We start from the raw sequence: 23,992 nt of genomic DNA on the forward strand, positions 1-23,992 counted from the left end.
CCACTATGCCTTCTTTCCGGGGCGTTGCGCCGGCGCTGTCGCTTGCGGGACCGGCGCAGCGCCGAACTCGCGATGCACCCAGTCGCGCAGCACCGCCGTCGCGGGCCGGCTGGCGGCGCGCGGGCTGTACACGAGGTCGTAGCGGTAGCTTTCCACCGACAGCTCGAAAGGCTGCACCAGCAGGCCCGACGCCAGCTCGTCGGCCACCAGCGCCAGGCTCAGCAGTCCAACGCCCTGCCCTGCGACCGTGGCCTGCACCGCGTGAATCTCTTCGGTGAACGACAGGCCGGCCTGCGCGTCGACATCGGTGCGGCCCGCGCGCGCCAACCACGTGCGCCACACCGGCGCCAGCGTTTCGTCGCGCCCCGCGCGTCCCCATTCGAAATGGATCAGCGAGACGGCGCGCAGGTCTTTCTTCGCCGCGACCGCCAGCGCGGGGCTGCAGACCGGCGCGTAGTGGTCCTGGAACAGCGGCTCGACGACCAGATCGGCATAACGGCCGTTGCCGTAGCGAATCGCCGCATCGGCCTCGGTGTCGAGGTCGACGACCTGGTTGGTGGCGTCCAGCCGCAGCGTCCATTCGGGGTGCAGGTCGCGAAACGTTCCCGCGCGCGGCGCCAGCCGCCGGGCCATGAAGCCGACCGTGGACGACAGCGTGGCGATGCGCGTGCCCTTCAGGCGGCGCACGCCGTCGACGGCGCGCTCGAAGCTGTCGAAGCCGTCGCGCAGCGCGGGGAACAGCTGGTGGCCGGCGGCTGTCAGGTGCACCTGCCGCGTGCCGCGTTCAAACAAGCGCACGTCGAGCGCTTCTTCGAGCTGCTTGATCTGGTGGCTCACGGCAGTCGGCGTGACGTGCAGCTCGTCGGCCGCGGCCTTGAAGCTCAGCCGACGCGCCGCGGCCTCGAACACGCGCAATGCGCCCAGGGGAGGAAGTCTTCGCATGCAGACAGATTAGCTCAACTCATCCATCGGTTGAAAAATCAGCCTTTGTCGGGCGCTCTCTTCATCCATAAATTCCAGTGGTCGCGAGAAGAAAACGCTTCCACGGCTGATCTGAAATTCACCATAAAAGGCACCCGTCATGCAACTGCAACCCAAGCAAATCCACACCCAACCCGACCCCTACGCGCCCTTCCTGCTGTCGCAGGCCATCCAGCTCGGCAATCTGGTCTTCGTGTCCGGCCAGGCCGCGATCGGCGACGACGGCGAGATCGTCGGCAAGGGCGACTTCGACCGCCAGGCCGAGCAGGCCTTCAAGAACCTCGACCGCGTGTTGCGGGCTGCCGACACAACTCTGGGCAGCGTGGTCAAGGTGACGATCTTCCTGACTTCAATGAGCCACTTCCCGAAGATCGTCGAACTGCGCCGCCAATGGTTCTCCGCGCCCTACCCGGCCGACACCATCGTCGAGGTCTCGGGCCTGTACTCGCCCGACGCAATGATCGAGATCGAGGCCATCGCCGTCGCGCCGGAAGACGCCCGATGAGCACGCCGCTGTTCGCGCCGGCGAACCTGCACGCCCTGCAGTTGCCCAACCGCCTGGCCGTGGCGCCGATGACGCGCGTCAGCGCCTCGCCCGAGGGCCACGCCAACGGCACCATGGCGCGCTACTACGAACGCTTTGCGCGGGGCGGCTTCGGCCTCGTCATCACCGAGGGCATCTACACCGATGCGGCGTATTCGCAGGGCTATTTCCGCCAGCCCGGCCTGAGCGATGGCGAACAGGCCCGCGCGTGGCAGCCGGTGGTGAAGGCGATCCAGGGCGCGGGCGGGCGCGTCATCGCGCAGCTCATGCATGCGGGTGCGCTGTCGCAGTTCAACCGCTTTCGCGACCACACGGCGGGGCCGTCGGCGATCCGCCCGCGCGGCACGCAAATGACGGCCTACCGCGGCGAAGGCGAGTACCCGGTGCCGCGCGCGATGAGCGACGCCGACATCGCCGAAGCCATTCGCGGCTTCGCTCGGGCCGCGTTGCTGGCGATGGAAGTGGCGGGCTTCGACGGCGTGGAAATCCACGGCGCGAACGGCTACCTGCTCGACCAGTTCATGACCGGCCACACCAACGCGCGCACCGACCGTTGGGGCGGTGCTCTCGCGCAGCGCGTGCAGCTGACCGTCGAGGTGGTGCGCGCCGTGCGGCAGATGCTGGGCGCATCGGCGCCGGTCGGCGTGCGCATTTCGCAAGGCAAGGTCAACGACTTCGGCCACAAGTGGCCGGAAGCTGATGCCGGTGCGGCGACCGTGTTCGGCGCGCTGGCGCACAGCGGCATCGACTATCTACACGTCACCGAGTTCGAAGCCTGGCGCCCGGCCTTCGGCGATGCGGGGCCGAGCCTGCTGCAGCTCGCGCGCCGCCACGCGCCGGGCATTGCGATCGTCGCCAACGGCAGCCTGCACGAGCCCGGGCGCGCCACAGCAGCGCTCGCGGATGGCGCCGACTTCGTGGCGCTGGGACGCGGCGCCTTATCGAACGCCGATTGGCCGCATCGATTAATGGAAGGCCGCGCGCTGGCCGCCTTCGACCCGGCGCTGCTGTCGCCCGTGGGGGACATCAAGCCGGTGGAGCAGCACCTGCGGCAGGCGCAGCGAAGCTAGCGTTCGCGGGCGTTGACCTCGAACGCCCAGCGGGTGCCGAGCCACATGCCGCCCGCAGACGAGACCAGCTACCGGTTCCGGTGGACTCCCATAAATGCGGCATTTCGTTTACAAGTCCTCCAGCTAGATTCAGGCGCCACGCTGGAGGAGAAGAACATGTGGATCAACCGCATTTTGATTTTGGGCAGCCTCCTGATCGGCGCTGCTTTGCCCGTGCAGGCCGCAGACGAAGGCACGGGCACATCGCCGGCCAGCCCGATCGGCGCTGAGGCAATGGCCAGGATGCGCGAGCTTCGCCCTGGCGAGTACTTTGCCAAGACGCGCGAAGGCTGCAGAGTCATCACCGATGAGCCCCATCCAAGCCGGAAGGAGGCAATTACCGCCGCTTGGGCACGATTTACCTGGGAAGGCGTGTGCTCCGAGGGCACGGCGCTTGGTCCGGGGACGCTCATCGCTCGCAGCGGAAACGGTGAGACCATATACATCACCGAAGGCTGGCAGTTATATGGCCGCTGGATCGGTCTCAGCGTCGTCACCTTCTTGTACCCAGGAGCCTCTGGAAGCAAAACGGAAGTCTTCTATTGGGATGGCGAAGGTTATGGGAGAGGCGTACCGCGACCCGACTCCTCGGAGGCGCGTAAGGAACCCCACATGCCGTCGGTTTCCTACTTGGCTAGGGACCGGTCCAAGCGCATTTATTACTCGATTAAGGGTAGTTGTGGCGCCAACGCGCAGCCCTGTGTGTCCGAATGGAAGCCTCCATATCCGCCTGTCGCGGACCCGTCCGCTGGCCGGACGGAGTTCTACTGCAATGGCAGCTGCGTCAACTTGTGGGTGGAGAAGGCCGCCCCCCTCATCGCAGCGCTCGATACCTTTGCGAAGACGCATGCCGCTGACGTCACCGCGGTGAAACAAGCGCTCGAACCCCTCTTGGTACAGCGCAGGCGCGAGGCGGTCGAGGCGGAAGCGCAGGCAAGGCGCGATGCCGCCGAGGCGGAAGTACAGGCAAAACGCAAGGCCATCGAGGCGGAAGCGGAGGCAAGACGTAAAGCCGCACAGGCCGAGCTGGTTGCCCAAGCCGAGGTCCAGCGCAAGCGCGAGGAAGCAGCGCGCGCAGAGCAGCAGTTCCGCACGAGCCTGCAGACCTTGAACCCCGGCCAGCTCTTCGCCCGCGCCGACGAACTGAACGCCCAAGGCGATAGTGCCCGTGCCCGCGAAGTGCAGCGCGCATTGATGAGCCGCTTCCCCAATCACCCACTGGCGGCCACGGCAGCGCGGCAAATGGCGGGCGAATCGGCCACGAGCCCAGCGTCGGCCGAACCATCCAGGGAGGCCGACCGCTCCACAGCCTCAACCACAGCGAGCCAGGTCAGCTTAGCTGATTGCGCACCGGAGCGAGATGCCGTGGTAGCTCGCTGGCGCGCCAACGATTCCACTGAAGAGAACATAAAAAGGCAGTTGGCCAACGTTCTGGCAGACGTGAACTCTGCAGATCGAGCGCGTGCCATGAAGAACCTGGAGCAGTACCAGCAGATCGCGCTTAAGGGGAGCACGCCTTATCCTCCCCTCGTCTTTTCTGTTTGCATGCTCAAGGTTCGGCTAGCTCGATTGGCTGCGGCTCCCTCTGTGGCTGGTGATACCGGTGGCGGCTTAGCAAGCACAGCCGTAGCAACCAACCCCGGTGCGCGCGGGCGCCTTTCCAGCCAGACATGCGAGGCCATGAAGCAGACTGTCATGACAACCAAAGTGCCACCCAATGCGTCGGTGACCGCAAGCACGGAAACGGTGATGTTCATGACGAAGACAGTGCTCGACATGATCGCTGGCGGCTGCCCAACAGACAGCTCGACCCCCGCGCAGATTGAGGCAGAACGACAGGAGCGCCAGCGGCAGTACACGGCAGCGGAGAGCGCCTGTAATGCTGTGCAATCCGGTGGGCGCCGGTGCGTGCCGCGAGTTCACACCGCAGCGGAAGCGAGTAGGCCCACTGTGTCCTCGGCAGCCCAAAACACCCAGCAGCAGGGCGCTATCTCCTATGACCCTGTGACAGGTCGTTGCTTGGGGGAGGGGTGCTGCTCTTTGCCCGGCATCACTGGCCAGCCACAATGCTCTAGTTCCAGTCGCTCATCAGGCGGCGGCATCCGAACAGCGCGCTGAAGAGAGGCGAGGTCTGCGTTCAAAGCATCGGCCAAGACCCATAGCCAGATTCACGATTCCTGAATCCAATGGAGGCATGATCGGCGAGCTGATCCAGCCTAGTCGCGATTCGCTATGACTTACAAGCCGATGTTCCTCTACATGAGGATGACTGAGATGTTCTCGGACCACCGGAGTACAGCGCGGGCCTACCCGGAAAAGTTCATCCTGAGCTCCGAGCTGCACAGACAGTACCTGCGCGACTGGGTGCAGCTGCGTCAAATGGTCACGACGCGCATCGACCCGACAAACCACATGGGTGTGCCCATCGAAATTTCCGACACCCGGACCAGCGTCATGGTGGCCTCGAATGGCACCGAGGTCGCGCTGCCGTGATGCGCTTGCGCCATCTGTTTTTCTTCGCCCTCCTCCCACCGAACCGGGCCGACGATGATCAGCGTCGAAGTGACGTGACACGCGAGCCCGCCGCAGACCGTGGGCAGGTCACCGGCTAGATCACGTTCTTCTCAAGCAACGGCCGGTTCTCCAGAATGCGCGCGAACGACAGCGGCGACAGATCGAGGCTGCGGTAACCGCCGAAGCGGATCAGCTCCGCGATACCCCGCCCCGCCGCCGGGCACTGCTGCAGCCCGTGACCAGAAAAGCCGTTCGCGAAATACAGGTTGTCGCAGTCCGGGTGCAGGCCGAGGATCGCGTTGTGGTCGAACAGGTTCATCTCGTAGTAGCCGGCCCAGGCGCCGGTCATGCGAACCGCCTCGAAGGCCGGGATGCGTTCAGCCAGCGCTGGCCAGATGAAGCTCTCGAAGGCCTCGTGTTCGACTTCGAGCGGCGCGTCGTCGGGGTCCTGATCTTCGGGCGGCGCGAAGCCGCAGATGAACTGTCGACCTTCGGGCCGCAGCCAGATGCCGGAGGTGTCGATAACCAGCGGGCAACCGGGCAACGCGCTCGGGCATGAGAAGCTGAACACGCTGCGCCTTCGCCCCCGCACCGGCAGGTCGATGCCCGCCCATTCGGCCACCTTCGCGGCCCAGGCGCCGGCGGCGTTGACGACGATGTCGGCATCGATCGTCTCGCCGTTGTCGAGTTGCACGCCGGTCACGCTGCGGCCCTGGCGGCGCAGCCCCGTGGCATGCGCCTGCACGTAGCGTGCGCCCTGCGATGCGGCCTTCTTGCGAAAGGCCTGCAGCAGGCTGTAGCCGTCGTACCACCCCTCGCCCGAAAGGCCGAGCGATGCGAGCGCGATGCCCTCGGTCGAGATCCACGGGAAACGCGCCTTCAGTTCATCGGGCGTCATCAGCGCCACGTCCACCGCGTGCGCCTTCTGCATCGCGTGGTTCTCTCGCAGCACGTCGACACCTGCCGCCGAGGCCAGGTACAGGTAGCCCGGCTCGACCAGGCCGATGTCGGGCACGTCGTCGCCCACACGCAAGGTCTCGCCCAGCGTGCGGAAAAAGTCGATGCCGTAGAGCGACATCTCGATGTTGATGGCGGTGGAAAACTGCTGGCGGATCGAGCTGGCCGACAGCGCCGACGAGGCCTGCCGGTACGAGAAGTCGCGCTCCACCACCGTGATGTCGAAGGCCTCGCCTGCCGGGTCGACGCCCAGGAAGTACGCGATGGCCGAGCCGATGGCTCCGCCGCCGATGATCGCCACACGCCGCATGAGATGCCTTTCCGTGTCTTCGGTGCCTGGGCCCGGCTCGTTGCCTGGGCTGCGCACGCTCCCGCCAGAATAGCGCGATGAGAAAAGACATTCCAAACCTCGGCGCGCTGCAGGCCTTCGAGGCCTCGGCACGCCTGGGGAGCTTCACCCGCGCGGCGACCGAGCTGGCGCTCACGCAAAGCGCGGTCGGCCGCCAGGTGGCAATGCTGGAGCAGCGCCTGGGCGTGCCGCTGTTCTCGCGCGTGCGCAAGCGGCTGACGCTCACCGACGTGGGCCGCGAGTACGCCGCGCGCATCCGCCGCCACCTCGACCAGATCCGCCGCGACACGCTGGAGATCAGCGCCGGCCACGAGATGGGCTTCGTGCTCGAACTGGCCGTGGTGCCGACCTTCGCCACGCAATGGCTCATTCCGCGGCTGCCCGATTTCAGCCGCCTGCACCCCAACGTCACGGTGAATCTGTCGGCGCGCTCGCAGCCCTTCTCGTTCCAGGAGCACGCGTACGACGCGGCGATCTACTTCGGCGACCAGTTCTGGCCGAACACGCGCGGCGGGCTGATCTTTTCCGAAGGCGAGATGGTGCCCATCTGCAGCCCCGCGTTCCGCGACGCACACGCCCAGTGGGACGAAGCCGGCTTCGAGCGCTGCCGCCATGTGCACCTGAGCACGCGCGCCCATGCCTGGCGCGACTGGTACGCGCAGCAGGAATGGGAATACACCGTGCACGCGTCGCGCGGGCCGCGCTACGAGCTGTTCACCATGGTGGTGGCCGCCGCGGCGGCGGGCATGGGCGTGGGGTTGGCGCCGCGCCTCCTGGTCGAACAGGAACTGCGCACCGGCGAACTCGTGATTCCGGTCGACCGGCACCTCGACGTGCACCAGGGCTACTACTTCGCGTACCCCGAAGGCCGGCCGGCCTCCGGGGCGCTCGAACAGTTCAAACAGTGGGTGCTGGGGCTGACACCCGCCTGAACCGGGTCAGACGGGGTTGGGGTTGCGCTCCAGGAAGCCCTGCTGGTGCCAGTACGGATAGGCCCGCGTCGTCGCGCTGGCCGCGTCGAGTTCGGCGACCTGCGCGGGCGTGAGGTTCCAGCCCACCGCGCCGAGGTTCTGTCGCAGCTGCGCTTCGTCGCGCGCGCCGACCACCACGCTCGACACCGTCGGGCGTTGCAGCAGCCAGTTGAGCGCAACCTGCGGCACCGTCTTGCCGACTTCGGCGCCGACTTTCTCCAGCGCCTCGACCACGCGGTACAGCAGCTCGTCGGCCACGGGCGGACCCATGTCGGCCGTCACGTGCAGGCGGCTGTTGGCGGGCAGCGGCTGGCCGCGGCGGATCTTGCCCGTGAGCCGGCCCCAGCCCAGCGGGCTCCAGACCACCGCGCCCACGCCCTGGTCTTGCGCGAGCGGCATCAGCTCCCACTCGTACTCGCGGCCGACCAGCGAGTAATACGCCTGGTGCGCCACGTAGCGCGCATAGCCGCGCTGCTCCGACATCGCCAACGACTTCATCAGGTGCCAGCCCGAGAAGTTCGATGCGCCCACATAACGCAGCTTGCCCGCGCGCACGAGGTCGTCGAGCGTGGACAGCGTTTCTTCGACCGGCGTGCTGGCATCGAAGCCGTGCAGCTGGAACAGGTCGATGTAGTCGGTGCCCAACCGCTTGAGCGACGCATCGACCGCCTGCACGAGGTGTTGGCGCGACGAGCCCACGTCGTTCGGGCCGTCGCCGCTGCGGAAGGTGGCCTTGGTCGAGATCAGCAGCCGGTCGCGCGGCCGGCCCTTGAGCGCCTCGCCCAGTACCGATTCGGCGGCGCCGCCCGAGTAGATGTCGGCGCTGTCGAACATGTTCACGCCGGCGTCCATGCAGATGTCGATCAGCGTGCGCGCCTCGGCCACGTCGGTGCTGCCCCACGCGCTGAAAAACTCGCCCTTGCCGCCGAAGGTGCCGGTGCCGAAGCTCAACACGGGGACCTTGAGGCCCGATTTGCCCAGATGACGGTATTCCAAAGTTCTACTCCTTCAATCAACGAACTGACGAACAGGATGAATGACGCGGCCATTGTTGGCCGCCACGCAGAACCCCGTTGCGCGTCGGGCTTTGCAGCGCTTCGCCTCGCTACGATCGAACGATGCAGATTTCGATAGAAAACCCGAACCAGCCCGACGTCATCCAGCTCATCGACGACCTCGATGCGTACCAGAAGCCGCTGTACCCGCCCGAGAGCCACTACGGCATCGACCTTGCCGCGCTGTCGGCGGCCCACGTACTGTTCGCCGTCGCGCGCGACGACGCAGGCACGGCCATTGGCTGCGGCGCGCTCGTCATGAACCCGGGCTACGGCGAACTCAAGCGCATGTACGTGCGCCCGCAGAACCGCGGGCAAGGCGTCGCGGCGAAGGTGCTGGGCCTTCTCGAAGGCGAAGCGGCGGCGCGCGGCTACGCCCTGTTCCGGCTGGAGACGGGTGTGAGCCAGCCCGAGGCACTGGCGTTCTATGCGCGCGCGGGGTACGCGCGGCGCGAGCGCTTCGGCGACTACCCGGACGATCCGTTGAGTGTGTTCATGCAGAAGACAGCGACACCCCATCGCCCCTAAGATCGCCCCCGGCTTCCGTCACCACGGTCATCACCATAAGGAACACCACATGCAGACAAGAGGGATTCTTCGCCGGCTCATGTTCACCGCGGGCTGCGCCCTGCTGCTGGGGTTGTCAGGTTGCGGCGGCGGAGGGGGTGGTGGGGGCGGCGGAGGCGGTGTGGCGATGCTGCCGTTGCCACCGGTCGGCGGCACACCGACACCACCGCCCGCGGACACCGGACGCGGCCGCGTGGTCCAGGCCTCGGTGAAGTCCGAGGCCACGGGTGCGACCTACCCCCTGCACATCTATCTGCCGGCAGGCTACGACGGCGCAACGACGACGTACCCCGCGATCTACATCACCGATGGCGATGCGGTCTTCAACCAGAGCGTGACGCGCTTCCAGAACTTCACGGACATCCTCGAGAAGGCCGGCAAGAAGGCCATCGTGGTCGGCATCAGCGGCACGGCGCGCCGTAACACCGACTACCTGATGCCCGGCGCCAAGCCGTACCACGACTTTCTGACCAGCCAACTGGTGCCGTATGTCGAATCGAACTACCGCGCCAACCCGGCCAAGCGCATGCTCTCGGGCCTGTCGAACGGCGGCGTCTTCACGCTCATCGCCTTCTTCACGGAAGGCGCGGCCGGCAAGTTCACCTTCCAGTACTTCTTCCCCTCCGATCCACCCGTCAAAGGCGCAAGCGCGCAACTCGAGCCGCTCGAAAGCCAGATGTACGCGAACAGCAGCACGCGGGAGATTCCTGTGACCTTGCTGTTGGGCTTCGCCGCTGCCAACACAGGCGGCCCGGAGATCACCGCCTTGCACGACAAGATCGCAGCGCACAACTACAAAGGCCTTCAGTTGAGCGTGAAGGGCTACCCCGGGGGACACACGCCGATGGACTTGCCGTCGTTCGAGGACATCGTGGCGCGATTCATCGATTGAAGCGCGGAGTGTCGACTCAGGGTTTTTCCTAGTCTTTTGGCGTGTCGAATCGCGGCGGGCTCATCCGACGTAAACATAGAGGGTCGTCCTCTGTACTTCAAAGGAGAAAGCAACCATGGCTACCAACACCGTTCGTCTGCACCGCGTCCTGCGCACGTCCCCCGACAAGCTCTACCGTGCCTTCGTCGAGGCCAGCGCGTTCGAGCGCTGGCTGCCGCCCTTCGGTTTCACTGGCAAGGTCCACAGCATGGAGCCCGTGGTGGGCGGCGCGTGGCGCATGTCCTTCACCAACTTCAGCACCGGCCACAGCCACTCGTTCGGCGGCAAGTACCTGGAACTTGTTCCCGGCCAGCGCATTGCCTATGACGCGAGCTTCGACGATGCCAACCTGCCAGGCACGATGAAGACCACCGTGACCCTGACCGCGGTCTCGTGCGGCACGGACATGTCCGTCGTGCAGGAAGGCATCCCCGAGATGATTCCTGTCGAGATGTGCTACCTGGGCTGGCAGGAATCGCTGGTGGCGCTGGCCCAGCTGGTCGAGCCGAACATTCCGGGTTGAGGATCGGCTTCACGCACGCCGCGCTTCACAGCCGGCGAATCCCTTGAGCCCTGCCAACTCATCGAGGATGGGGCACTCCGGGCGCTCATCACCTTCGCAGCAATGAGCGAGACGCTCCAGCAGGCGCTTCATGTGCGCGAGTTCCTCGATGCGCTGGGCGAGGTCGTCGGCGCGTTCGAGTGCGACGCGCTTCACGTCGAAGCTTGCGCGGCGCCCGTCTTGCCACAGGGCGTGCAGCTCGATGACTTCCGGTTTCCCGAAACCCAGTGCGTGCGCGCGGCGCACGAAGCGCAGCGTCGACACGGCGCGTTCGTCGTAGAGGCCGCCGTGTGCCGTGTCATCGAGCAGCCCGAGCGATTTGCAGTCGTTCAGCAGTTGTGTGGATGCGCCGGAGCGCACCGCCACGTCAGCAAGCGACAAGCGCGCCGCAGCAGCCGGCGCCGTGGGATGTTCCATGGAGTTCTCCTTCGAGCCAAAGCGCGAAGTCTCAACCTTCACACCATGGGAGAGTCAAACTTCAGCGGCCGCATGACCTTGGGGCGTCAGGGGTCAGGCGCTCACCGCGCTTGACCTTCACACGATGCGAAGCTTGACACTGAGCGTCACTCTTTTGAAAGGACTCTCATGCAAGCGTTTGAAATCCAGTCGATGACCTGCGGCAGTTGCGCCGGCCGCATCACCCGGGCCGTCAAGGACCTCGACCCGCAGGCCAGGATCGAGGTGGACTTGAAGAGCAGGACGGTGCGCATCGACACCACGGAGGACAGCCCTTCCGTGATGGCCGTGCTGACGGAGGCGGGCTACCCGCCCCAACCGCTGTCCGCATGAGCACGCCGCGCGCAAAACCTCGAGCGTCGGGTTCGCGGCGCGGCCAAAACGCCTACTTGTAGATTCGCACCACCGCGTCTTCAAACGCCGGCACATCCGCACCGACGTGCGTGGTGTTGAACTGCGGATTGAGCAGCTGCAGCCCCACGTAGCCTCGCGCGGCCATGCGCTGGTACAGCGCCGTCACGTGCGGCTGGTTGCAGCCGCTCGAGCAGCTCGCCAAGATCAGCGTGACAGGCAGCGGCCGCCCCCCCAACGCGTCGAACATCTTCTTCTCGAGATCGTTGTTCTGGCCCTCCTGTTGCCAGAAAGCACCCTCGATCGACACGAAGGAAGAAAACACCAGGTTGTCCGGCGCCTCGAGAAAGAGCGCCGTGGCCGCCAGGTTGCCACTGGTCGACAGGCCCGTGAGCATCCGGTTCTTGGGATTGGTCCGGTACTTCGAATCGATGAAAGGAATCAGCTCCTTCGCGAGGAAGTCGTGGTATTTGAAGGCCCCGGGAAAGTTGTAGTCCTCCTGGCGCCGCCCGGTGTTCCCGATGCCAACGAGGATGGCTTTCGTGCCGCGCTTCACCAGGACGTCCATGAGATTCGCGAACCGCGACTGCGGCAAGCCGTTGGTGGCATCTCCGTCGAGGGCATAGATGACGGGGTAGGCATCGGTGCCCTGGTCATAGCCGGCGGGCAGGTAGACGGAAAGAGGGTAAGGCGCGCCGGTGAACCCCGACTGGATGGATTCGGACACCACGCGGTTGGTGGGTGTCGGCGTTGGCGCCGGCTGCTGGGGCACGGGCCCTGCGGTCGGAGGGAGTATCGGCAGGCCACCGCCGCCGCCTCCACCGCCCCCTCCGCCACCGCAGGCGGACACGCCCGCGAACATCACACAGCAGCCCATCACCGCGAGCGCGCGGCGAAGCCATTCCAGTCTCATGTTGGTTCCTCGTTCCCCGGCGCAAGACGCGCCGCTCGGGATACTCAGGGCTGACCACCACGCCGTCAATGTCGCTATGCGAGCCGGGTGCCGCAGTTAATTCGTTCGTTTTCAACACGCCCGACCCCGCCCAAGGGATGAAAAGACAACACCAGGGTAATCCCTGAACGCCGCACCCCAACAGCCTCGAACGCGCCGCCCCACAAGGGAAACAGGCCCGGTCACGCGCTCGCCAAAGCCCCTCGCTCCTGGCCCGCTACTTGCGATATCGATCGGAAATGACAGAAAATTTTCATATCTGTCATATATTTGTAAACCGATTTTCATCACCCGCACCCACCCAGGTGCATCGCCCGCCCCATGAGCACCAACGTCGACACCCCTGGCACCACCGTGGCCCAGCGCATTGCGCAGGCGCTGCCGCGGCTGACGCGTTCGCACCGGCAGGTGGCCGACTTCGTGCTCGAGCACCCGCTGCAGGTCGCGACGCTGCCGATCGATGAACTCGCCGCTGCGGCGGGCGTGTCGGTCGCTACGGCCAACCGCTTTGCGCGGGCACTCGACTTCGACGGCTACGCCGCTTTCCGCGCCGAACTCGTGCGCGGCTTCGAGTCGCTGGTGGCGCCGGTCGAACGGCTGCGCGGCAACCTGGAGCACCCGACCACAGTGGCCGAGGTGTTCGCGACGGCGCTCGACGAGAGCCGCCGCAACATCGAAGCCACGCGCCAGTCACTGGACTACGCCGCCTGCGAAGCCGCGGTGCAGCGCATCCTGAAGGCACGCTCGATCTACATCGGCGGCTTCGGCGCCAGCGCATGGCTCGCGGGGCTGCTGCAGCACGGGCTCGACGGTTCGTGCAACGACGTGCGCATGCTCTCCAGCGTGAGCGGCGTGACGCATTCGGCGCGCTCGCTGATGCACTCGGGCCCGCAGGACCTGTTCATCGGCCTCACCTTTCCGCGCTACCTGACCGACACGGTGGCGCTGGCGCAGATCGCGCGCAGCCAGGGCTGCGCGGTGCTCGCGTTGACCGACCGCCCCAGCTCCCCCCTCGCGCCGCTGGCCGACGTGGTGCTCTATTGCCAGACCGAAACCAGCTACCGCCCCAACTGCGAGACCAGCGTGCTTGCGCTGATCGAGGCACTGACCAGCGCGGTCGCCCTGCGCGCGCCCGGCGCGGCGCAGTCGGCCGGCCGCATCCTGCAGGCGGTGCGCCCATGGCTGCACGGCGGGCTGGGCCAGGGCCATGCGCGCGGCCAGGTCTCCATGCCTCCCCTCCCCGCCGCCGTCGCTTCCGACGCCGGCAAGAAAAAGAAGAAAGCTTCCCGATGAAGAACGTCACGCCCGTCATCGCCATCCACGGCGGTGCCGGCACCATCAGCGCCTCGACGACCAACCCCGAGCAGGCGCAGGCGTACCACGACGCGCTGCAAACCATCGTGCGCGCCGCGCAGGCCGCGCTGCTCAAAGGCATGTCGGCGCTCGACGCCACCTGCCTCGCGGTCGAGATGCTCGAAGACTGCCCGCTCTTCAATGCCGGCTACGGCGCGGTGTTCACGCACGAAGAAACGCACGAGCTCGACGCGGCCGTGATGGACGGCGCCACGCTCGCGGCCGGCGCCATTGCCGGCGTGAGCCACGTGCGCCGCCCGGTGCGCGCCGCGCGTGCCGTGCTCGAAGACGGCGCCCATGTGCTGCTGGCCGGCGCGGGCGCAGAAGCCTTCGCGCGCGACCGTGGGCTGGAGATGGTCGAGCCCTTCTTCTTCTCGACCGACGCGCGCCGCCAGCAGCTGTACCGCGTGCGCGACACGGGCCGCGTGGTGACTGACCACGAAGGCGCGGCCATGACCAAGCCGCCGCTGGACGAAGACAAGAAGTTCGGCACCGTCGGCGCCGTGGCGCTCGACATGCACGGCCACCTGGCCGCCGCCACTTCGACCGGCGGCATGACCAACAAGCGCGTCGGCCGTGTTGGCGATTCGCCGCTCATCGGTTCGGGCACGTATGCCGACGACCGCACGGCCGCCATCTCGTGCACCGGCAGCGGCGAAATGTTCATCCGCGTCGCGGCCGCCCACGACATCTGCGCGCGCATGGCCTACGGCGGCGCCACGCTCGAAGCGGCCACGCACGCCGTGGTGCACGAGTCGCTGCCCGCCATCGGTGGCACCGGCGGCCTGATCGCCGTCGACCGCCACGGCAACCTGAGCCTCGCCTTCAACACCGAAGGCATGTACCGCGGCCACGCGCGCGGCGACGAAGCCCCGGTGACGGCCATCTTCGCCTGACGCACACGCCCTACTTTTCTCCCGCACCCGCCATGTCTTCCCCTGCCCTGAATCTGCCCGACGGCCGCGTCCTCGCCGTCGACGACCTCACCGTGCGCTTCTCGACTTCCGAGCGCACCGTCGATGCCGTCAAGAGCCTGTCCTTCCATGTCGACCATGGCGAAACGCTCGCAGTGGTGGGTGAATCGGGGTCGGGCAAGTCGGTCACCTCGCTCGCGCTGATGCGGTTGGTGGAGCACGGCGGTGGCCGCATCCTCGGCGGCAGCATGGCGTTCCGTCGTCGCAATGGCGAAGTGCTCGATCTCGCGCAGGCCCGCGACAGCACGATGCGCGGCATCCGCGGCGCCGACATCGCGATGATTTTTCAAGAGCCGATGACCTCGCTGAACCCGGTGTTCACCGCCGGCGACCAGATCGCCGAGGCCATCCGCATCCACCAGGGCAAGAGCAATTCGGCCGCACGCGCCGAGGCGTTGCGCATGCTCGAACTGGTGCGCATTCCTGAAGCGCGCAACGTGCTCGACCGCTTTCCGCACCAGCTCTCGGGCGGCATGCGCCAGCGCGTGATGATCGCGATGGCGCTGTCGTGCAAGCCGCAGCTGCTGATTGCCGACGAGCCCACCACCGCGCTCGACGTGACGATCCAGGCGCAGATTCTTCAGCTCATTCGCGAGCTGCAGAAAGAGATGCGCATGGGCGTGCTCTTCATCACGCACGACATGGGCGTGGTGGCCGAAATTGCCGACCGCGTGCTCGTGATGTACCGCGGCGACAAGGTCGAAGCCGGCACCTCCGACCAGGTGTTCGCGTCGCCGCAGCACCCGTACACCAAGGCGCTGCTGTCGGCCGTGCCGAAGCTCGGCGCGATGCAGGGCACCGACCTGCCGGCCAAGTTCGAGCTCCTTCGTACCGAGTCCGGCACCGAAGACAGCACCGAGACCGTGCCCTGCACCAACACCACGCCGCAGACCACCGTGCGCGAAGACGCCGGTCCGATCCTGCGCGTGCGCGACCTGGTCACGCGCTTCGACGTGCGCAGCGGCATCTTCGGCCGCGTGAAGCGCCGCGTGCATGCGGTGGAAAAGATCAGCTTCGACCTGTACCCCGGCGAAACGCTGGCGCTGGTCGGCGAATCGGGCTGCGGCAAGTCGACCACGGGCCGCTCGCTGCTGCGCCTGGTCGAGAGCCAGAGCGGCGCGATCGAGTTCGGCGGCAAGAACATCCGCGAGCTGCCCACGCGCGAGCTGCAGGCGCTGCGCCGCAACATCCAGTTCATCTTCCAGGACCCGTTCGCGTCGCTCGATCCGCGCGTGACCGTGGGCTTCTCGATCATGGAGCCGCTGCTCATCCACGGCATCGCCAAGGGCGCCGAAGCGCAGCAGCGCGTGGACTGGCTGCTGCAGAAGGTCGGCCTGCCGCCCGAAGTGGCGCAGCGCTACCCGCACGAGTTCTCGGGCGGTCAACGCCAGCGCATCGCGATTGCGCGCGCACTGGCGCTCAACCCCAAGGTGGTGGTGGCGGACGAATCGGTGTCGGCGCTCGACGTGTCCATTCAGGCGCAGATCGTCAACCTCATGCTCGACCTGCAGCGCGAGCTGGGCGTGGCGTTTCTCTTCATCTCACACGACATGGCCGTGGTCGAGCGCATCAGCCACCGCGTGGCCGTGATGTACCTGGGCCAGATCGTCGAGATCGGCCCGCGCCGCGCCGTGTTCGAAGCGCCGCAGCATGCCTACACGCGCAAGCTCATGGCGGCTGTGCCGGTGGCCGACCCGTCGCGCCGCCACAAGCCGCGCGCGCTGCTCGAAGGCGAGATTCCCAGCCCGATCCGCGCCGTGGGCGACGAGCCCGATGTGCCGCCGCTGGTGCAGGTCGCGCCAGGCCACTTCGTGGCACGGCACGCCATTGGCGGCGCCTTCTGATTTTCTGAATCCGATCCGTTTTTTCACCCGCAGGCCCCCTGCATTTTTTCCACGAACCGACTGGAGTTCTTCCATGAAGCAATCTTCTTCCTCCCTGCGCTGGGCATCCGCACTGCTGGGCCTGGCCGCGCTCGCCGCCTCGGGCTCGGCACTGGCTGCCAAAGACGTGGTGCTGGCCATCGGCTACCAGCCGGAAACGCTGGACCCGTACAACACCAACACGACCATCACCACGGCCGTGACCAAGACCTTCTATGAAGGCCTGTTCCAGTTCGACAAGGACCTGAAAGTCCAGAACGTGCTCGCCGAGGGCTACGAAGTGTCGAAGGACGGCCTGGTCTACACGATCAAGCTGCGCAGCGGCGTCAAGTTCCACGACGGCACCGACTTCAATGCCGAAGCCGTGAAGGTAACGCTCGACCGCGTGCTGAACCAGGACAACAAGCTGCTGCGCTACAACCAGTTCAACCGCGTCGGCAAGGTCGAAGCGCTGAACCCGACCACCGTGCGCATCACGCTGAAGGAGCCCTTCGGCCCCTTCATCAACTCGCTGGCCCACGCCTCGGCCGCCATGATCTCGCCCACCGCGCTGAAGAAGTGGGGCAACAAGGACATCGCCTTCCACCCCGTGGGCACCGGCCCCTTCGAGTTCGTCGAGTGGAAGCAGACCGACGCCGTGAAGGCCAAGAAGTTCGACGGCTACTGGAAGAAGGGCTTCCCGAAGATCGACAACCTGCAATGGAAGCCGGTGCTCGAGAACAACACGCGCGCCGCGATGCTGCAGACCGGCGAAGCCGACTTTGCCTTCCCCATTCCCTACGAGCAGGCCGAGCTGCTGAAGAAGAGCGACAAGCTCGAAGTGGTGGCATCGCCCTCGATCATCACGCGCTTCCTAGCCTTCAACATGCTGCAAAAGCCGTATGACAACCCGAAGGTGCGCGAAGCCATCGGCTACGCCATCAACAAGGAAGCGCTGTCGAAGGTGGCTTTCGGCGGCTACGCTTTCCCTGCACAGGGCGTGATGCCCCAGGGCGTGAAGTTCGCCGAGAAGATGGCGCCCATTCCCTACGACGTGAAGAAGGCCAAGGCCCTGCTGGCCGAAGCCGGCTACCCGAACGGCTTCGAGTCGGTGCTGTGGAGCGCCTACAACAACACGACCAGCCAGAAGACGATCCAGTTCGTGCAGCAGCAGCTCGCACAGGTGGGCATCAAGCTGCAGGTGCAGGCGCTCGAAGTGGGCCAGCGCACCGAGATGGTCGATGCCTGGCCCGATCCGAAGACGGCCAAGGTCCGCATGTACTACACGGGCTGGTCGTCGTCGACCGGTGAAGCCGACTGGGGCCTGCGCCCGCTGTTCGCTTCGGAGTCGTGGGCGCCGAAGCTCAACAACATGTCGTTCTACAAGAGCGACGTGGTCGACAACGCGATCGCCAAGGCGCTGATCACCGTGGACGACAAGGAAAAGGCCGCGCTGTACAAGACCGCACAGGACGAAATCCGCAAGGACCTGCCGCGCGTGCCGCTGGTCACCGAGCAGAACCTGTCGGCGCACGCCAAGCGCCTGTCGGGTGTGTTCGTGATGCCCGACGCGAACATCAACATCGACGCCATGTCGGTGTCCAACTGATCGCGCGCTCTTCGTTTCCTGACTGACTGTCCGGCGGGCGGTGGCACCGTGCCATTGCCCGACCGCGACACCCGCACCCCATGCTGAATTACTTTCTCAAACGACTGTTGGGCCTGATCCCGACACTGCTCATCGTGGCAGTGCTGGTGTTCCTGTTCGTCCACATGCTCCCCGGCGACCCGGCGCGCCTTGCCGCCGGCCAGGATGCCGACGAGCAGACCGTGGCCATGGTGCGCGCGGACCTCGGGCTCGACAAGCCGCTGCCGCAGCAGTTCGTGAGCTTCTTCACCCACATGGTGCAAGGCGACTTCGGCACCTCGATCCGCACGCGGCGGCCGGTGTCGACGGAGATTGCCGAGCGCTTTTTCCCGACGGTGATGCTGACCATCACCAGCATGGTGTGGGCGGTGATTTTCGGCATGGGCATCGGCATCGTGTCGGCCGTGTTCCGCAACCAATGGCCCGACCGCATCGGCATGACGCTGGCGGTGTCGGGCATCTCATTCCCCGCATTTGCATTGGGCATGCTGCTCATGCAGATCTTCTCGGTGCAGCTCGGCTGGCTGCCCACGGTGGGCGCCGCGACCTGGCAGCATTACATCCTGCCCTCGATCACGCTGGGCGCGGCGGTGGCCGCCGTGATGGCCCGCTTCACGCGCGCCTCGTTCGTCGAAGTGATCCAGGAAGACTTTGTGCGCACCGCGCGCGCCAAGGGCGTGCGCGAGCGCACGGTGATCATCAAGCACTGCCTGCGCAACGCGCTGATTCCGGTGGTCACGATGATGGGCCTGCAGTTCGGCTTCCTGCTGGGCGGCTCGATCCTCGTGGAGGCGGTGTTCAACTGGCCCGGCCTGGGTCGTCTGCTGGTCGACGCCGTGCAGATGCGCGACTACCCAGTCATCCAGACGCTGGTGCTGCTGTTCTCGCTCGAATTCATCCTGATCAACCTCGTGGTCGATGTGCTCTACGGCTACATCAACCCCACCATCCGCTACAAGTGAGCACGCAGCCATGACGCAAGCTTCCGGCGTGTCTGCCGAATCCATCGTTCCTCTTTCTCCCGTGGCCGTGGTGCAAACCGCGGGCAAGGTCCGCACGCCCTGGGGCGAATGCTGGCGCCGCTTCAAGAAGCAGCCCGTGGGCATCGTCGCGGCCATCTTCGTGGGGCTGCTGGTGTTCATTGCGGTGTTCGCACCGTGGATCGTGCCCTTCGACCCCGAGAACTTCTTCGACTACGACATGCTGAACAGCGGACCTTCGGCCACGCACTGGTTCGGCGTCGATCCGCTGGGCCGCGACATCTTCAGCCGCATCCTGGCGGGCACGCGCATCTCGCTGGCGGCCGGCTTTCTGTCGGTGCTGGTGGGCGGCTTCATCGGCACGGCCTTCGGCCTGCTGGCGGGCTACTACGAAGGCTGGTGGGACCGCATCGTGATGCGCATCTCGGACGTGCTGTTCGCCTTCCCCGGCATCCTGCTGGCGCTGGGCGTGGTGGCCATCCTGGGCAGCAGCATGACCAACGTGGTGGTGGCCGTGTCGGTGTTCAGCGTGCCGGCCTTTGCGCGCCTGGTGCGCGGCAACACGCTGGTGCTCAAGCAGCAGACCTACATCGAGGCCGAGCGCAGCATCGGCGCGTCGGACTGGACCATCATCGTGCGGCACATCCTGCCGGGCACGATCTCGTCGATCGTCGTGTACTTCTCGATGCGCGTGGGCACCTCGATCATCACGGCGGCCAGCCTGTCGTTCCTGGGCATGGGCGCGCAGCCGCCGACGCCCGAGTGGGGCGCGATGCTCAACGAAGCGCGCGCCGACATGGTGACCTCGCCGCACGTCGCGCTGTTCCCGAGCCTGGCCATCTTCTTCACCGTGCTGGCCTTCAACCTGCTGGGCGATGCCCTGCGCGACGCGCTCGATCCGAAGATCGACCGCCAGTAAGTTCTTCGCTCTCTCTTCATGGCCTCGACGACCTCCCTACCCTTCATCGGCACCCTCCCCGCGGGCACGCGCGACGCCATCACCGACGTCGCAGGCGTCACGGTCGGCCACCGCACGCTGGCCGACGGCCCGGTGCAGACCGGCGTGACCGTGATCCGTCCGCACGCGGGCGACCCGTTCCGCGACAAGGTGCCGGCCGCGGCCGTGGTGCTCAACGGCTTCGGCAAGAGCGTGGGTCTGGTGCAGCTGGCCGAGCTCGGCGTGCTGGAAACGCCGATCGCGCTGACCAACACCTTCTCGGTCGGCACGGTGGCGACCGCGCAGATCCGCGACTGCGCCGCAGCCAACCCCGAGACCGGGCGCGCGCTGCCCACGGTGAACCCGCTGGTCTTCGAGTGCAACGACGGTTTTCTCAACGACATCCAGCGGCTGGCCGTGACCGAGGCCGACTACCTGCAGGCATTGGCCGCCACCGACGCGGACTTTGCGCAGGGCTCGGTTGGCGCGGGGCGCGGCATGTCGAGCTTTCAGCTGAAGGGCGGCATCGGCAGTGCGTCGCGCCGCGTGGCGATGGCCGACGGCACGACCTGCACGGTCGGCGCGCTGGTGCTCGCGAACTATGGGCGCCAGCCGCAGCTGGTGCTGGCCGGGCATGCGGTGGGCGAACGGCTCGCGGCGCTGCAGCAGGCATCGAAAGAATCGACGGAGCCCGAGAAGGGCTCGATCATCATCGTCCTCGCCACCGACGCGCCGCTCGACGCGCGCCAGCTGCGCCGCCTCGCACTGCGCGCGGGCGCGGGGCTGGCCCGCACGGGCTCGGTCTTCGGCCACGGCAGCGGCGACCTCGTGCTGGCTTTCTCCACCGCCTACACCGTGCCCGACCGCGCCGACCGGCCCATGCCGGCCGTCGCGATGCTGCACGACACGCTGCTCGACGGGCTGTTCCAGGCCGCGGCCGACAGCACCGAGCAGGCTATTCTTCATGCGCTGTGGCGCGCCACGCCCGTCACGGGCCGCGACGGCAACCACCGCGCCGCCCTCGGCGAGCTGCTGCCGGCGTCTTCCCTTTCACCTCTCGTCTGAACACACGTCCATGAAAGTCCTGATCTCCACCGACATCGAAGGCGTTGCGGGCGTCTACCACCACGAGCAGGCACGCCAGGGCAACCCCGAGTACGAACGTGCCCGCGTGCTGATGGCGCAGGAGGCCAACGCGGCGATTGCCGGCGCCTTCGACGCAGGTGCCACCGAGGTGCTGGTGAACGACTCGCACGGCGGCTTTCGTAACATGCCGCCCGACGTGCTCGACGCACGCGCCCGCGTGGTGCAGGGCAAGCCGCGCTACCTGAGCATGGTGGCCGGCGTGGAAGAAGACGGCGTGCAGGCGGTCTGCATGGTCGGCTACCACTCGCGTGCCCAAGGCCGCGGCATCCTCGCGCACACGATCAACGGCTTTGCCTTTGCGGGCATCCGCTTTGGCGACCAGGAACTGGGCGAAGCCGGCATCTACGGCGCGCTGGCCGGCGAGTACGGCGTGCCCGTGGTGATGGGCAGCGGCGACGACGTGTTCATCGCCGAGAACCAAGCGCTCTTTCCGCACGCGGCCTTCGTGCAGACCAAGAAGGCGACCGGCTTCAACAGCGGCGTGTCGCTCTCGCCGGAGCAATCGCGCCAGGCGATCCGTGCCGGCGTAGTTGAAGCGCTGGCTGCGCGCGCCCATGCGCGTCCGCTGGTCTTCAAGGGCCCGCAGGTCGTCACGCTGCGCACCCAGTCTCCGATGATGGCCGACCTGTTCTGCCAGTGGCCAACGTTTGAGCGCGTCGATGGCGTGACGCTGCGGTTCACCGCCGACACGGTGGAGTCGGCCGTGCGCATGCTGAACTGCTGCTCGGCGATGTCGTCGATGCTGCGCTGAAGCCTCTCAGGGCAGCGCGAGGCTGAAGCGCACGTGACCGTCCTGCCCGGCGCTTTCGAGCCGGGCGTGCCCGCGGTGCAGCTCCGCAATCTGATGCACGAGGTACAGCCCCAGCCCGGCGCCCGGTGAGCGCGCCGCCTGGCGGCCGCGAAAGTACTTCTCGAACAGCCGCGCCACCTCGTCGTGCGGAATCGCATCGCCGGGGTTGCTCACGCGGATGTTCAGCCCGCCCGCTTCGGCCGGCACCACGTCCAGCACGATCGCCCGGCCCGTCGGTGTGTGGCGGTCGGCGTTGGCCAGCAGGTTGCGCAGCGCCACGCGCAGCAGCCCGGGGTCGCACACCAGCTGCGGCGGCAACTGCCCGTCGTGCCACACGACGCGGCCGTCCGGCCAGTCGGCCACGAGATCTTCGAACAGCTCCAGCAGCTCGTCACGCTCGCAGGGGCGCGGCTGGAACGGCGTCTGGCCGGCTTCCATGCGGTCGGAGGTGAGGTACTCGTCGACCAGCGCGGTCATGCGCTGCGCGGCGGCGCGCAGGTTCTGGCAGCGCGCCAAAGTCTTCTCGCGCGCGGCGTCGAGGTTCTTGGCGATCTGCTGGGCCGTGGTGTGGATGATGGCCAGCGGCGTGCGGAACTCGTGCGACACCATCGCGACGAAATCCACCTGCGACTGCTTGGCGCGGCGCTCGGTCTCCAGCGCCGCCCGCAAATCGACCTCGAGGCGCTGGCGCTGCTCGATCTCGCCGCGCAGGTCGGCCGTGCGCCGGCGCACTTCCGCCTCCAGCCGGTCGTTCTGGCGGCCGACCACGTGCACGAGGCGCGCCTGCGCGGCTTCCTTCTCGCGGCGCAGCTGGTCGTAGCGGCGGTTCAGCCGCATGCTCATGAGCAGCAGGTGCAGCAGCGTGCCGATGGCGGTCGCGTTGTCGGTCCAGGCACCGGCCGGCAGCCAGCCCTGGTTGCGCAGGAAGCTCACCACCACGCCCACGTAGTAGATGCCGAAGATGATGAGGAAGGCGCGCGCCTGGCCCTGGTCGCGCGACAGCAGCCACAGCGCCGCGCCGATCAGGCACACGATGCACAGCATCGCCGTCCCCTGCACCGCCTGCATGGCCAGGCCGTTGGCACAGGCCAGCACCAGCACCGCCCCCACGGCGCTCAGCAGGCCCACGGCGTTCATCGCCACGCGGGTGAAGCGCGGCCACTGCAGGTCGGCGCCCAGCTGCATGACGGCAAACCGGATGCCGATGCCCACGCCGGCGCAGATCGACAGGCTCAGCAGCATGTCGGACAGCCGCGCGGGCATCGCGAACAACTGCTGCGGCAACCCGGCCGACAGGAACTCGACCAGCAGCGCGTTCGAAACGTAGACCAGGTACCAGGCGCTCACGCGCTCGCGCGTCATCTGCCAGAACAGCGCGTGGAAGGCGATGAGCATCAGGCCAAAGCCGAAGCCCAGGCCGTAGAAGAGGTACTCGCGCCGCGCAGTGCCCGCGTAGACCTCGGGCGCGGCGAAGCCGATGGTGGTCGACATGGCGTTGCGCGACTGCAGGCGCAGCAGCAGTGGCGTGGGTTCTGTGCTCTCCAGCGTCAACGGCAGCTGCACGTTGCGCGCGTCGATGGGCCAGTTCTCGCGGCCGATGTCTTCGCCCGATTTCACGGCCAGCTGCCAGCGGCCGGCGTCGTCCCGGCGGTACAGCCGGACGTCGTCGAGCAGTGCGTTCCTGAACTGCGCCAGCCACCGCTGCTGCGGCACGTCGGCGGGGCGCTGCACCTCGAGCCTGATCCACACGGCATCGCGCGTGAAGCCCGCGTTCACGGCGCCGGGCAAGGCCTTCCAGCCCGGGGCGGCGGCGGCCTCGTCGGCGCTCAGCTGGCCTTCGGGGTCGTGCAGCATGGACAACTGGCCGTGGCTGTCGACGCTCGCCAGCGGGTTCAGCCGCAACACACCGGCGGTGGCCGCAGTCGAAAAGAGAAGGCCCCACACGGCGAGGCAACCGCACAACCACAGGCACCGAGCGAGGCGTTTCATGGGCGCGGATTATC

The 23,992-nt window shown here is 66.9% G+C and carries 23 protein-coding genes; 17 read left to right on the forward strand and 6 right to left on the reverse strand.

The window, feature by feature from the left end:
• Window positions 1–3 precede the first annotated feature (3 nt).
• On the reverse strand, window positions 4–942 hold the full coding sequence (locus CY658_RS19635) for a LysR substrate-binding domain-containing protein (protein ID WP_101491777.1): 939 nt from the start codon (window positions 940–942) through the stop codon (window positions 4–6).
• 139 nt (window positions 943–1,081) lie between these two features.
• On the opposite strand from CY658_RS19635, the gene CY658_RS19640 reads away from it, so the two are divergent.
• The 4 genes from CY658_RS19640 to CY658_RS19655 all read left to right on the forward strand — a co-directional run bounded on the left by CY658_RS19640 (window position 1,082) and on the right by CY658_RS19655 (window position 5,127).
• Entirely contained in the window at window positions 1,082–1,486 is a 405-nt protein-coding gene (locus CY658_RS19640) for a RidA family protein (RefSeq protein WP_374221121.1), read from the forward strand.
• Window positions 1,483–2,595, forward strand: coding sequence for an oxidoreductase (locus CY658_RS19645; RefSeq protein ID WP_101491778.1), 1,113 nt, complete (start codon window positions 1,483–1,485; stop codon window positions 2,593–2,595). Before CY658_RS19640 ends, CY658_RS19645 begins: the two co-directional genes overlap by 4 nt.
• Window positions 2,596–2,751: 156 nt before the next feature.
• Complete coding sequence (locus CY658_RS19650; protein WP_143713716.1) at window positions 2,752–4,752, forward strand: hypothetical protein; 2,001 nt, start codon at window positions 2,752–2,754, stop codon at window positions 4,750–4,752.
• Window positions 4,753–4,908: 156 nt separating this feature from the next.
• On the forward strand, window positions 4,909–5,127 hold the full coding sequence (locus tag CY658_RS19655; RefSeq protein WP_257884930.1) for a hypothetical protein: 219 nt from the start codon (window positions 4,909–4,911) through the stop codon (window positions 5,125–5,127).
• Window positions 5,128–5,242: 115 nt separating this feature from the next.
• On the opposite strand, the gene CY658_RS19660 is transcribed toward CY658_RS19655, so the two are convergent.
• Complete coding sequence (locus CY658_RS19660; protein WP_101491780.1) at window positions 5,243–6,415, reverse strand: NAD(P)/FAD-dependent oxidoreductase; 1,173 nt, start codon at window positions 6,413–6,415, stop codon at window positions 5,243–5,245.
• A gap of 77 nt (window positions 6,416–6,492) precedes the next feature.
• Between CY658_RS19660 and CY658_RS19665 the strand changes: the two genes are divergently transcribed.
• Entirely contained in the window at window positions 6,493–7,386 is an 894-nt protein-coding gene (locus CY658_RS19665) for a LysR substrate-binding domain-containing protein (protein ID WP_101491781.1), read from the forward strand.
• 6 nt (window positions 7,387–7,392) lie between these two features.
• Here the strand turns inward: CY658_RS19665 and CY658_RS19670 are convergent, their stop codons facing one another.
• Window positions 7,393–8,421 (reverse strand): aldo/keto reductase, encoded by a 1,029-nt coding sequence (locus CY658_RS19670; RefSeq protein ID WP_101491782.1) that lies wholly within the window; start codon window positions 8,419–8,421, stop codon window positions 7,393–7,395.
• A 122-nt stretch (window positions 8,422–8,543) separates the two neighbouring features.
• Between CY658_RS19670 and CY658_RS19675 the strand changes: the two genes are divergently transcribed.
• The 3 genes from CY658_RS19675 to CY658_RS19685 all read left to right on the forward strand — a co-directional run bounded on the left by CY658_RS19675 (window position 8,544) and on the right by CY658_RS19685 (window position 10,501).
• On the forward strand, window positions 8,544–9,008 hold the full coding sequence (locus CY658_RS19675) for a GNAT family N-acetyltransferase (protein ID WP_101491783.1): 465 nt from the start codon (window positions 8,544–8,546) through the stop codon (window positions 9,006–9,008).
• 49 nt (window positions 9,009–9,057) lie between these two features.
• Window positions 9,058–9,939 (forward strand): alpha/beta hydrolase, encoded by an 882-nt coding sequence (locus tag CY658_RS19680; protein WP_180838990.1) that lies wholly within the window; start codon window positions 9,058–9,060, stop codon window positions 9,937–9,939.
• Between the two features lie 115 nt (window positions 9,940–10,054).
• Window positions 10,055–10,501 carry an SRPBCC family protein gene (locus CY658_RS19685; protein WP_101491785.1) on the forward strand — a complete coding sequence of 149 codons (447 nt, stop codon included), beginning with the start codon at window positions 10,055–10,057 and terminating at the stop codon, window positions 10,499–10,501.
• Window positions 10,502–10,510: 9 nt separating this feature from the next.
• On the opposite strand, the gene CY658_RS19690 is transcribed toward CY658_RS19685, so the two are convergent.
• Window positions 10,511–10,957: a MerR family DNA-binding protein gene (locus CY658_RS19690; RefSeq protein ID WP_101491786.1), complete on the reverse strand. Its 447-nt coding sequence runs from the start codon at window positions 10,955–10,957 to the stop codon at window positions 10,511–10,513.
• Window positions 10,958–11,125: 168 nt separating this feature from the next.
• On the opposite strand from CY658_RS19690, the gene CY658_RS19695 reads away from it, so the two are divergent.
• A complete protein-coding gene (locus CY658_RS19695; protein WP_101491787.1) occupies window positions 11,126–11,329 on the forward strand; it encodes a heavy-metal-associated domain-containing protein in 204 nt (67 codons plus the stop codon).
• A gap of 52 nt (window positions 11,330–11,381) precedes the next feature.
• On the opposite strand, the gene CY658_RS19700 is transcribed toward CY658_RS19695, so the two are convergent.
• Window positions 11,382–12,260 carry an alpha/beta hydrolase gene (locus tag CY658_RS19700; protein ID WP_101491788.1) on the reverse strand — a complete coding sequence of 293 codons (879 nt, stop codon included), beginning with the start codon at window positions 12,258–12,260 and terminating at the stop codon, window positions 11,382–11,384.
• Between the two features lie 360 nt (window positions 12,261–12,620).
• Here CY658_RS19700 and CY658_RS19705 point away from each other — a divergent pair, with 360 nt between their 5' ends.
• From CY658_RS19705 to CY658_RS19740, 8 genes are all read left to right on the forward strand, one after another.
• Window positions 12,621–13,592 carry a MurR/RpiR family transcriptional regulator gene (locus CY658_RS19705; RefSeq protein ID WP_101491789.1) on the forward strand — a complete coding sequence of 324 codons (972 nt, stop codon included), beginning with the start codon at window positions 12,621–12,623 and terminating at the stop codon, window positions 13,590–13,592.
• Entirely contained in the window at window positions 13,589–14,548 is a 960-nt protein-coding gene (locus CY658_RS19710) for an isoaspartyl peptidase/L-asparaginase family protein (RefSeq protein WP_101491790.1), read from the forward strand. The genes CY658_RS19705 and CY658_RS19710 overlap by 4 nt, the downstream gene beginning before the upstream one ends.
• Before the next feature lie 32 nt (window positions 14,549–14,580).
• Window positions 14,581–16,470 carry a dipeptide ABC transporter ATP-binding protein gene (locus CY658_RS19715; protein ID WP_101491791.1) on the forward strand — a complete coding sequence of 630 codons (1,890 nt, stop codon included), beginning with the start codon at window positions 14,581–14,583 and terminating at the stop codon, window positions 16,468–16,470.
• Window positions 16,471–16,543: 73 nt separating this feature from the next.
• On the forward strand, window positions 16,544–18,097 hold the full coding sequence (gene gsiB / locus CY658_RS19720) for a glutathione ABC transporter substrate-binding protein GsiB (protein ID WP_101491792.1): 1,554 nt from the start codon (window positions 16,544–16,546) through the stop codon (window positions 18,095–18,097).
• An 80-nt stretch (window positions 18,098–18,177) separates the two neighbouring features.
• Window positions 18,178–19,098: a glutathione ABC transporter permease GsiC gene (gene gsiC / locus CY658_RS19725; protein ID WP_099789688.1), complete on the forward strand. Its 921-nt coding sequence runs from the start codon at window positions 18,178–18,180 to the stop codon at window positions 19,096–19,098.
• Window positions 19,099–19,108: 10 nt separating this feature from the next.
• Window positions 19,109–20,035 (forward strand): glutathione ABC transporter permease GsiD, encoded by a 927-nt coding sequence (gene gsiD / locus CY658_RS19730; protein ID WP_101491793.1) that lies wholly within the window; start codon window positions 19,109–19,111, stop codon window positions 20,033–20,035.
• Window positions 20,036–20,053: 18 nt separating this feature from the next.
• Window positions 20,054–21,118, forward strand: coding sequence for a DmpA family aminopeptidase (locus CY658_RS19735; protein WP_101491794.1), 1,065 nt, complete (start codon window positions 20,054–20,056; stop codon window positions 21,116–21,118).
• 10 nt (window positions 21,119–21,128) lie between these two features.
• Window positions 21,129–21,950 (forward strand): M55 family metallopeptidase, encoded by an 822-nt coding sequence (locus CY658_RS19740; protein ID WP_101491795.1) that lies wholly within the window; start codon window positions 21,129–21,131, stop codon window positions 21,948–21,950.
• Between the two features lie 6 nt (window positions 21,951–21,956).
• Here CY658_RS19740 and CY658_RS19745 read toward each other — a convergent pair whose 3' ends face one another.
• The gene (locus CY658_RS19745; protein WP_101491796.1) at window positions 21,957–23,978 is read right to left on the reverse strand and encodes a sensor histidine kinase; all 2,022 of its coding nucleotides are present in this window, start codon (window positions 23,976–23,978) and stop codon (window positions 21,957–21,959) included.
• Between the last annotated feature and the right edge of the window lie 14 nt (window positions 23,979–23,992).

Source organism: Variovorax sp. RO1, assembly GCF_002849325.1.
In the GTDB taxonomy this organism is placed as follows: domain Bacteria; phylum Pseudomonadota; class Gammaproteobacteria; order Burkholderiales; family Burkholderiaceae_C; genus Variovorax.

Bases quoted from the DNA above. Each gene is read 5' to 3' on its own strand.
- CY658_RS19705 (WP_101491789.1), top strand. From the start codon at position 12,621: ATGAGCACCAACGTCGACACCCCTGGCACCACCGTGGCCCAGCGCATT.
- CY658_RS19665 (WP_101491781.1), top strand. From the start codon at position 6,493: ATGAGAAAAGACATTCCAAACCTCGGCGCGCTGCAGGCCTTCGAGGCC.
- CY658_RS19680 (WP_180838990.1), top strand. From the start codon at position 9,058: ATGCAGACAAGAGGGATTCTTCGCCGGCTCATGTTCACCGCGGGCTGC.
- CY658_RS19710 (WP_101491790.1), top strand. From the start codon at position 13,589: ATGAAGAACGTCACGCCCGTCATCGCCATCCACGGCGGTGCCGGCACC.
- CY658_RS19700 (WP_101491788.1), bottom strand. From the start codon at position 12,260: ATGAGACTGGAATGGCTTCGCCGCGCGCTCGCGGTGATGGGCTGCTGT.
- CY658_RS19640 (WP_374221121.1), top strand. From the start codon at position 1,082: ATGCAACTGCAACCCAAGCAAATCCACACCCAACCCGACCCCTACGCG.
- CY658_RS19635 (WP_101491777.1), bottom strand. From the start codon at position 942: ATGCGAAGACTTCCTCCCCTGGGCGCATTGCGCGTGTTCGAGGCCGCG.
- CY658_RS19650 (WP_143713716.1), top strand. From the start codon at position 2,752: ATGTGGATCAACCGCATTTTGATTTTGGGCAGCCTCCTGATCGGCGCT.
- CY658_RS19745 (WP_101491796.1), bottom strand. From the start codon at position 23,978: ATGAAACGCCTCGCTCGGTGCCTGTGGTTGTGCGGTTGCCTCGCCGTG.
- CY658_RS19695 (WP_101491787.1), top strand. From the start codon at position 11,126: ATGCAAGCGTTTGAAATCCAGTCGATGACCTGCGGCAGTTGCGCCGGC.
- gsiC (WP_099789688.1), top strand. From the start codon at position 18,178: ATGCTGAATTACTTTCTCAAACGACTGTTGGGCCTGATCCCGACACTG.
- CY658_RS19735 (WP_101491794.1), top strand. From the start codon at position 20,054: ATGGCCTCGACGACCTCCCTACCCTTCATCGGCACCCTCCCCGCGGGC.
- gsiD (WP_101491793.1), top strand. From the start codon at position 19,109: ATGACGCAAGCTTCCGGCGTGTCTGCCGAATCCATCGTTCCTCTTTCT.
- CY658_RS19645 (WP_101491778.1), top strand. From the start codon at position 1,483: ATGAGCACGCCGCTGTTCGCGCCGGCGAACCTGCACGCCCTGCAGTTG.
- CY658_RS19715 (WP_101491791.1), top strand. From the start codon at position 14,581: ATGTCTTCCCCTGCCCTGAATCTGCCCGACGGCCGCGTCCTCGCCGTC.
- CY658_RS19655 (WP_257884930.1), top strand. From the start codon at position 4,909: ATGTTCTCGGACCACCGGAGTACAGCGCGGGCCTACCCGGAAAAGTTC.
- CY658_RS19660 (WP_101491780.1), bottom strand. From the start codon at position 6,415: ATGCGGCGTGTGGCGATCATCGGCGGCGGAGCCATCGGCTCGGCCATC.
- CY658_RS19675 (WP_101491783.1), top strand. From the start codon at position 8,544: ATGCAGATTTCGATAGAAAACCCGAACCAGCCCGACGTCATCCAGCTC.
- CY658_RS19685 (WP_101491785.1), top strand. From the start codon at position 10,055: ATGGCTACCAACACCGTTCGTCTGCACCGCGTCCTGCGCACGTCCCCC.
- CY658_RS19690 (WP_101491786.1), bottom strand. From the start codon at position 10,957: ATGGAACATCCCACGGCGCCGGCTGCTGCGGCGCGCTTGTCGCTTGCT.
- CY658_RS19740 (WP_101491795.1), top strand. From the start codon at position 21,129: ATGAAAGTCCTGATCTCCACCGACATCGAAGGCGTTGCGGGCGTCTAC.
- gsiB (WP_101491792.1), top strand. From the start codon at position 16,544: ATGAAGCAATCTTCTTCCTCCCTGCGCTGGGCATCCGCACTGCTGGGC.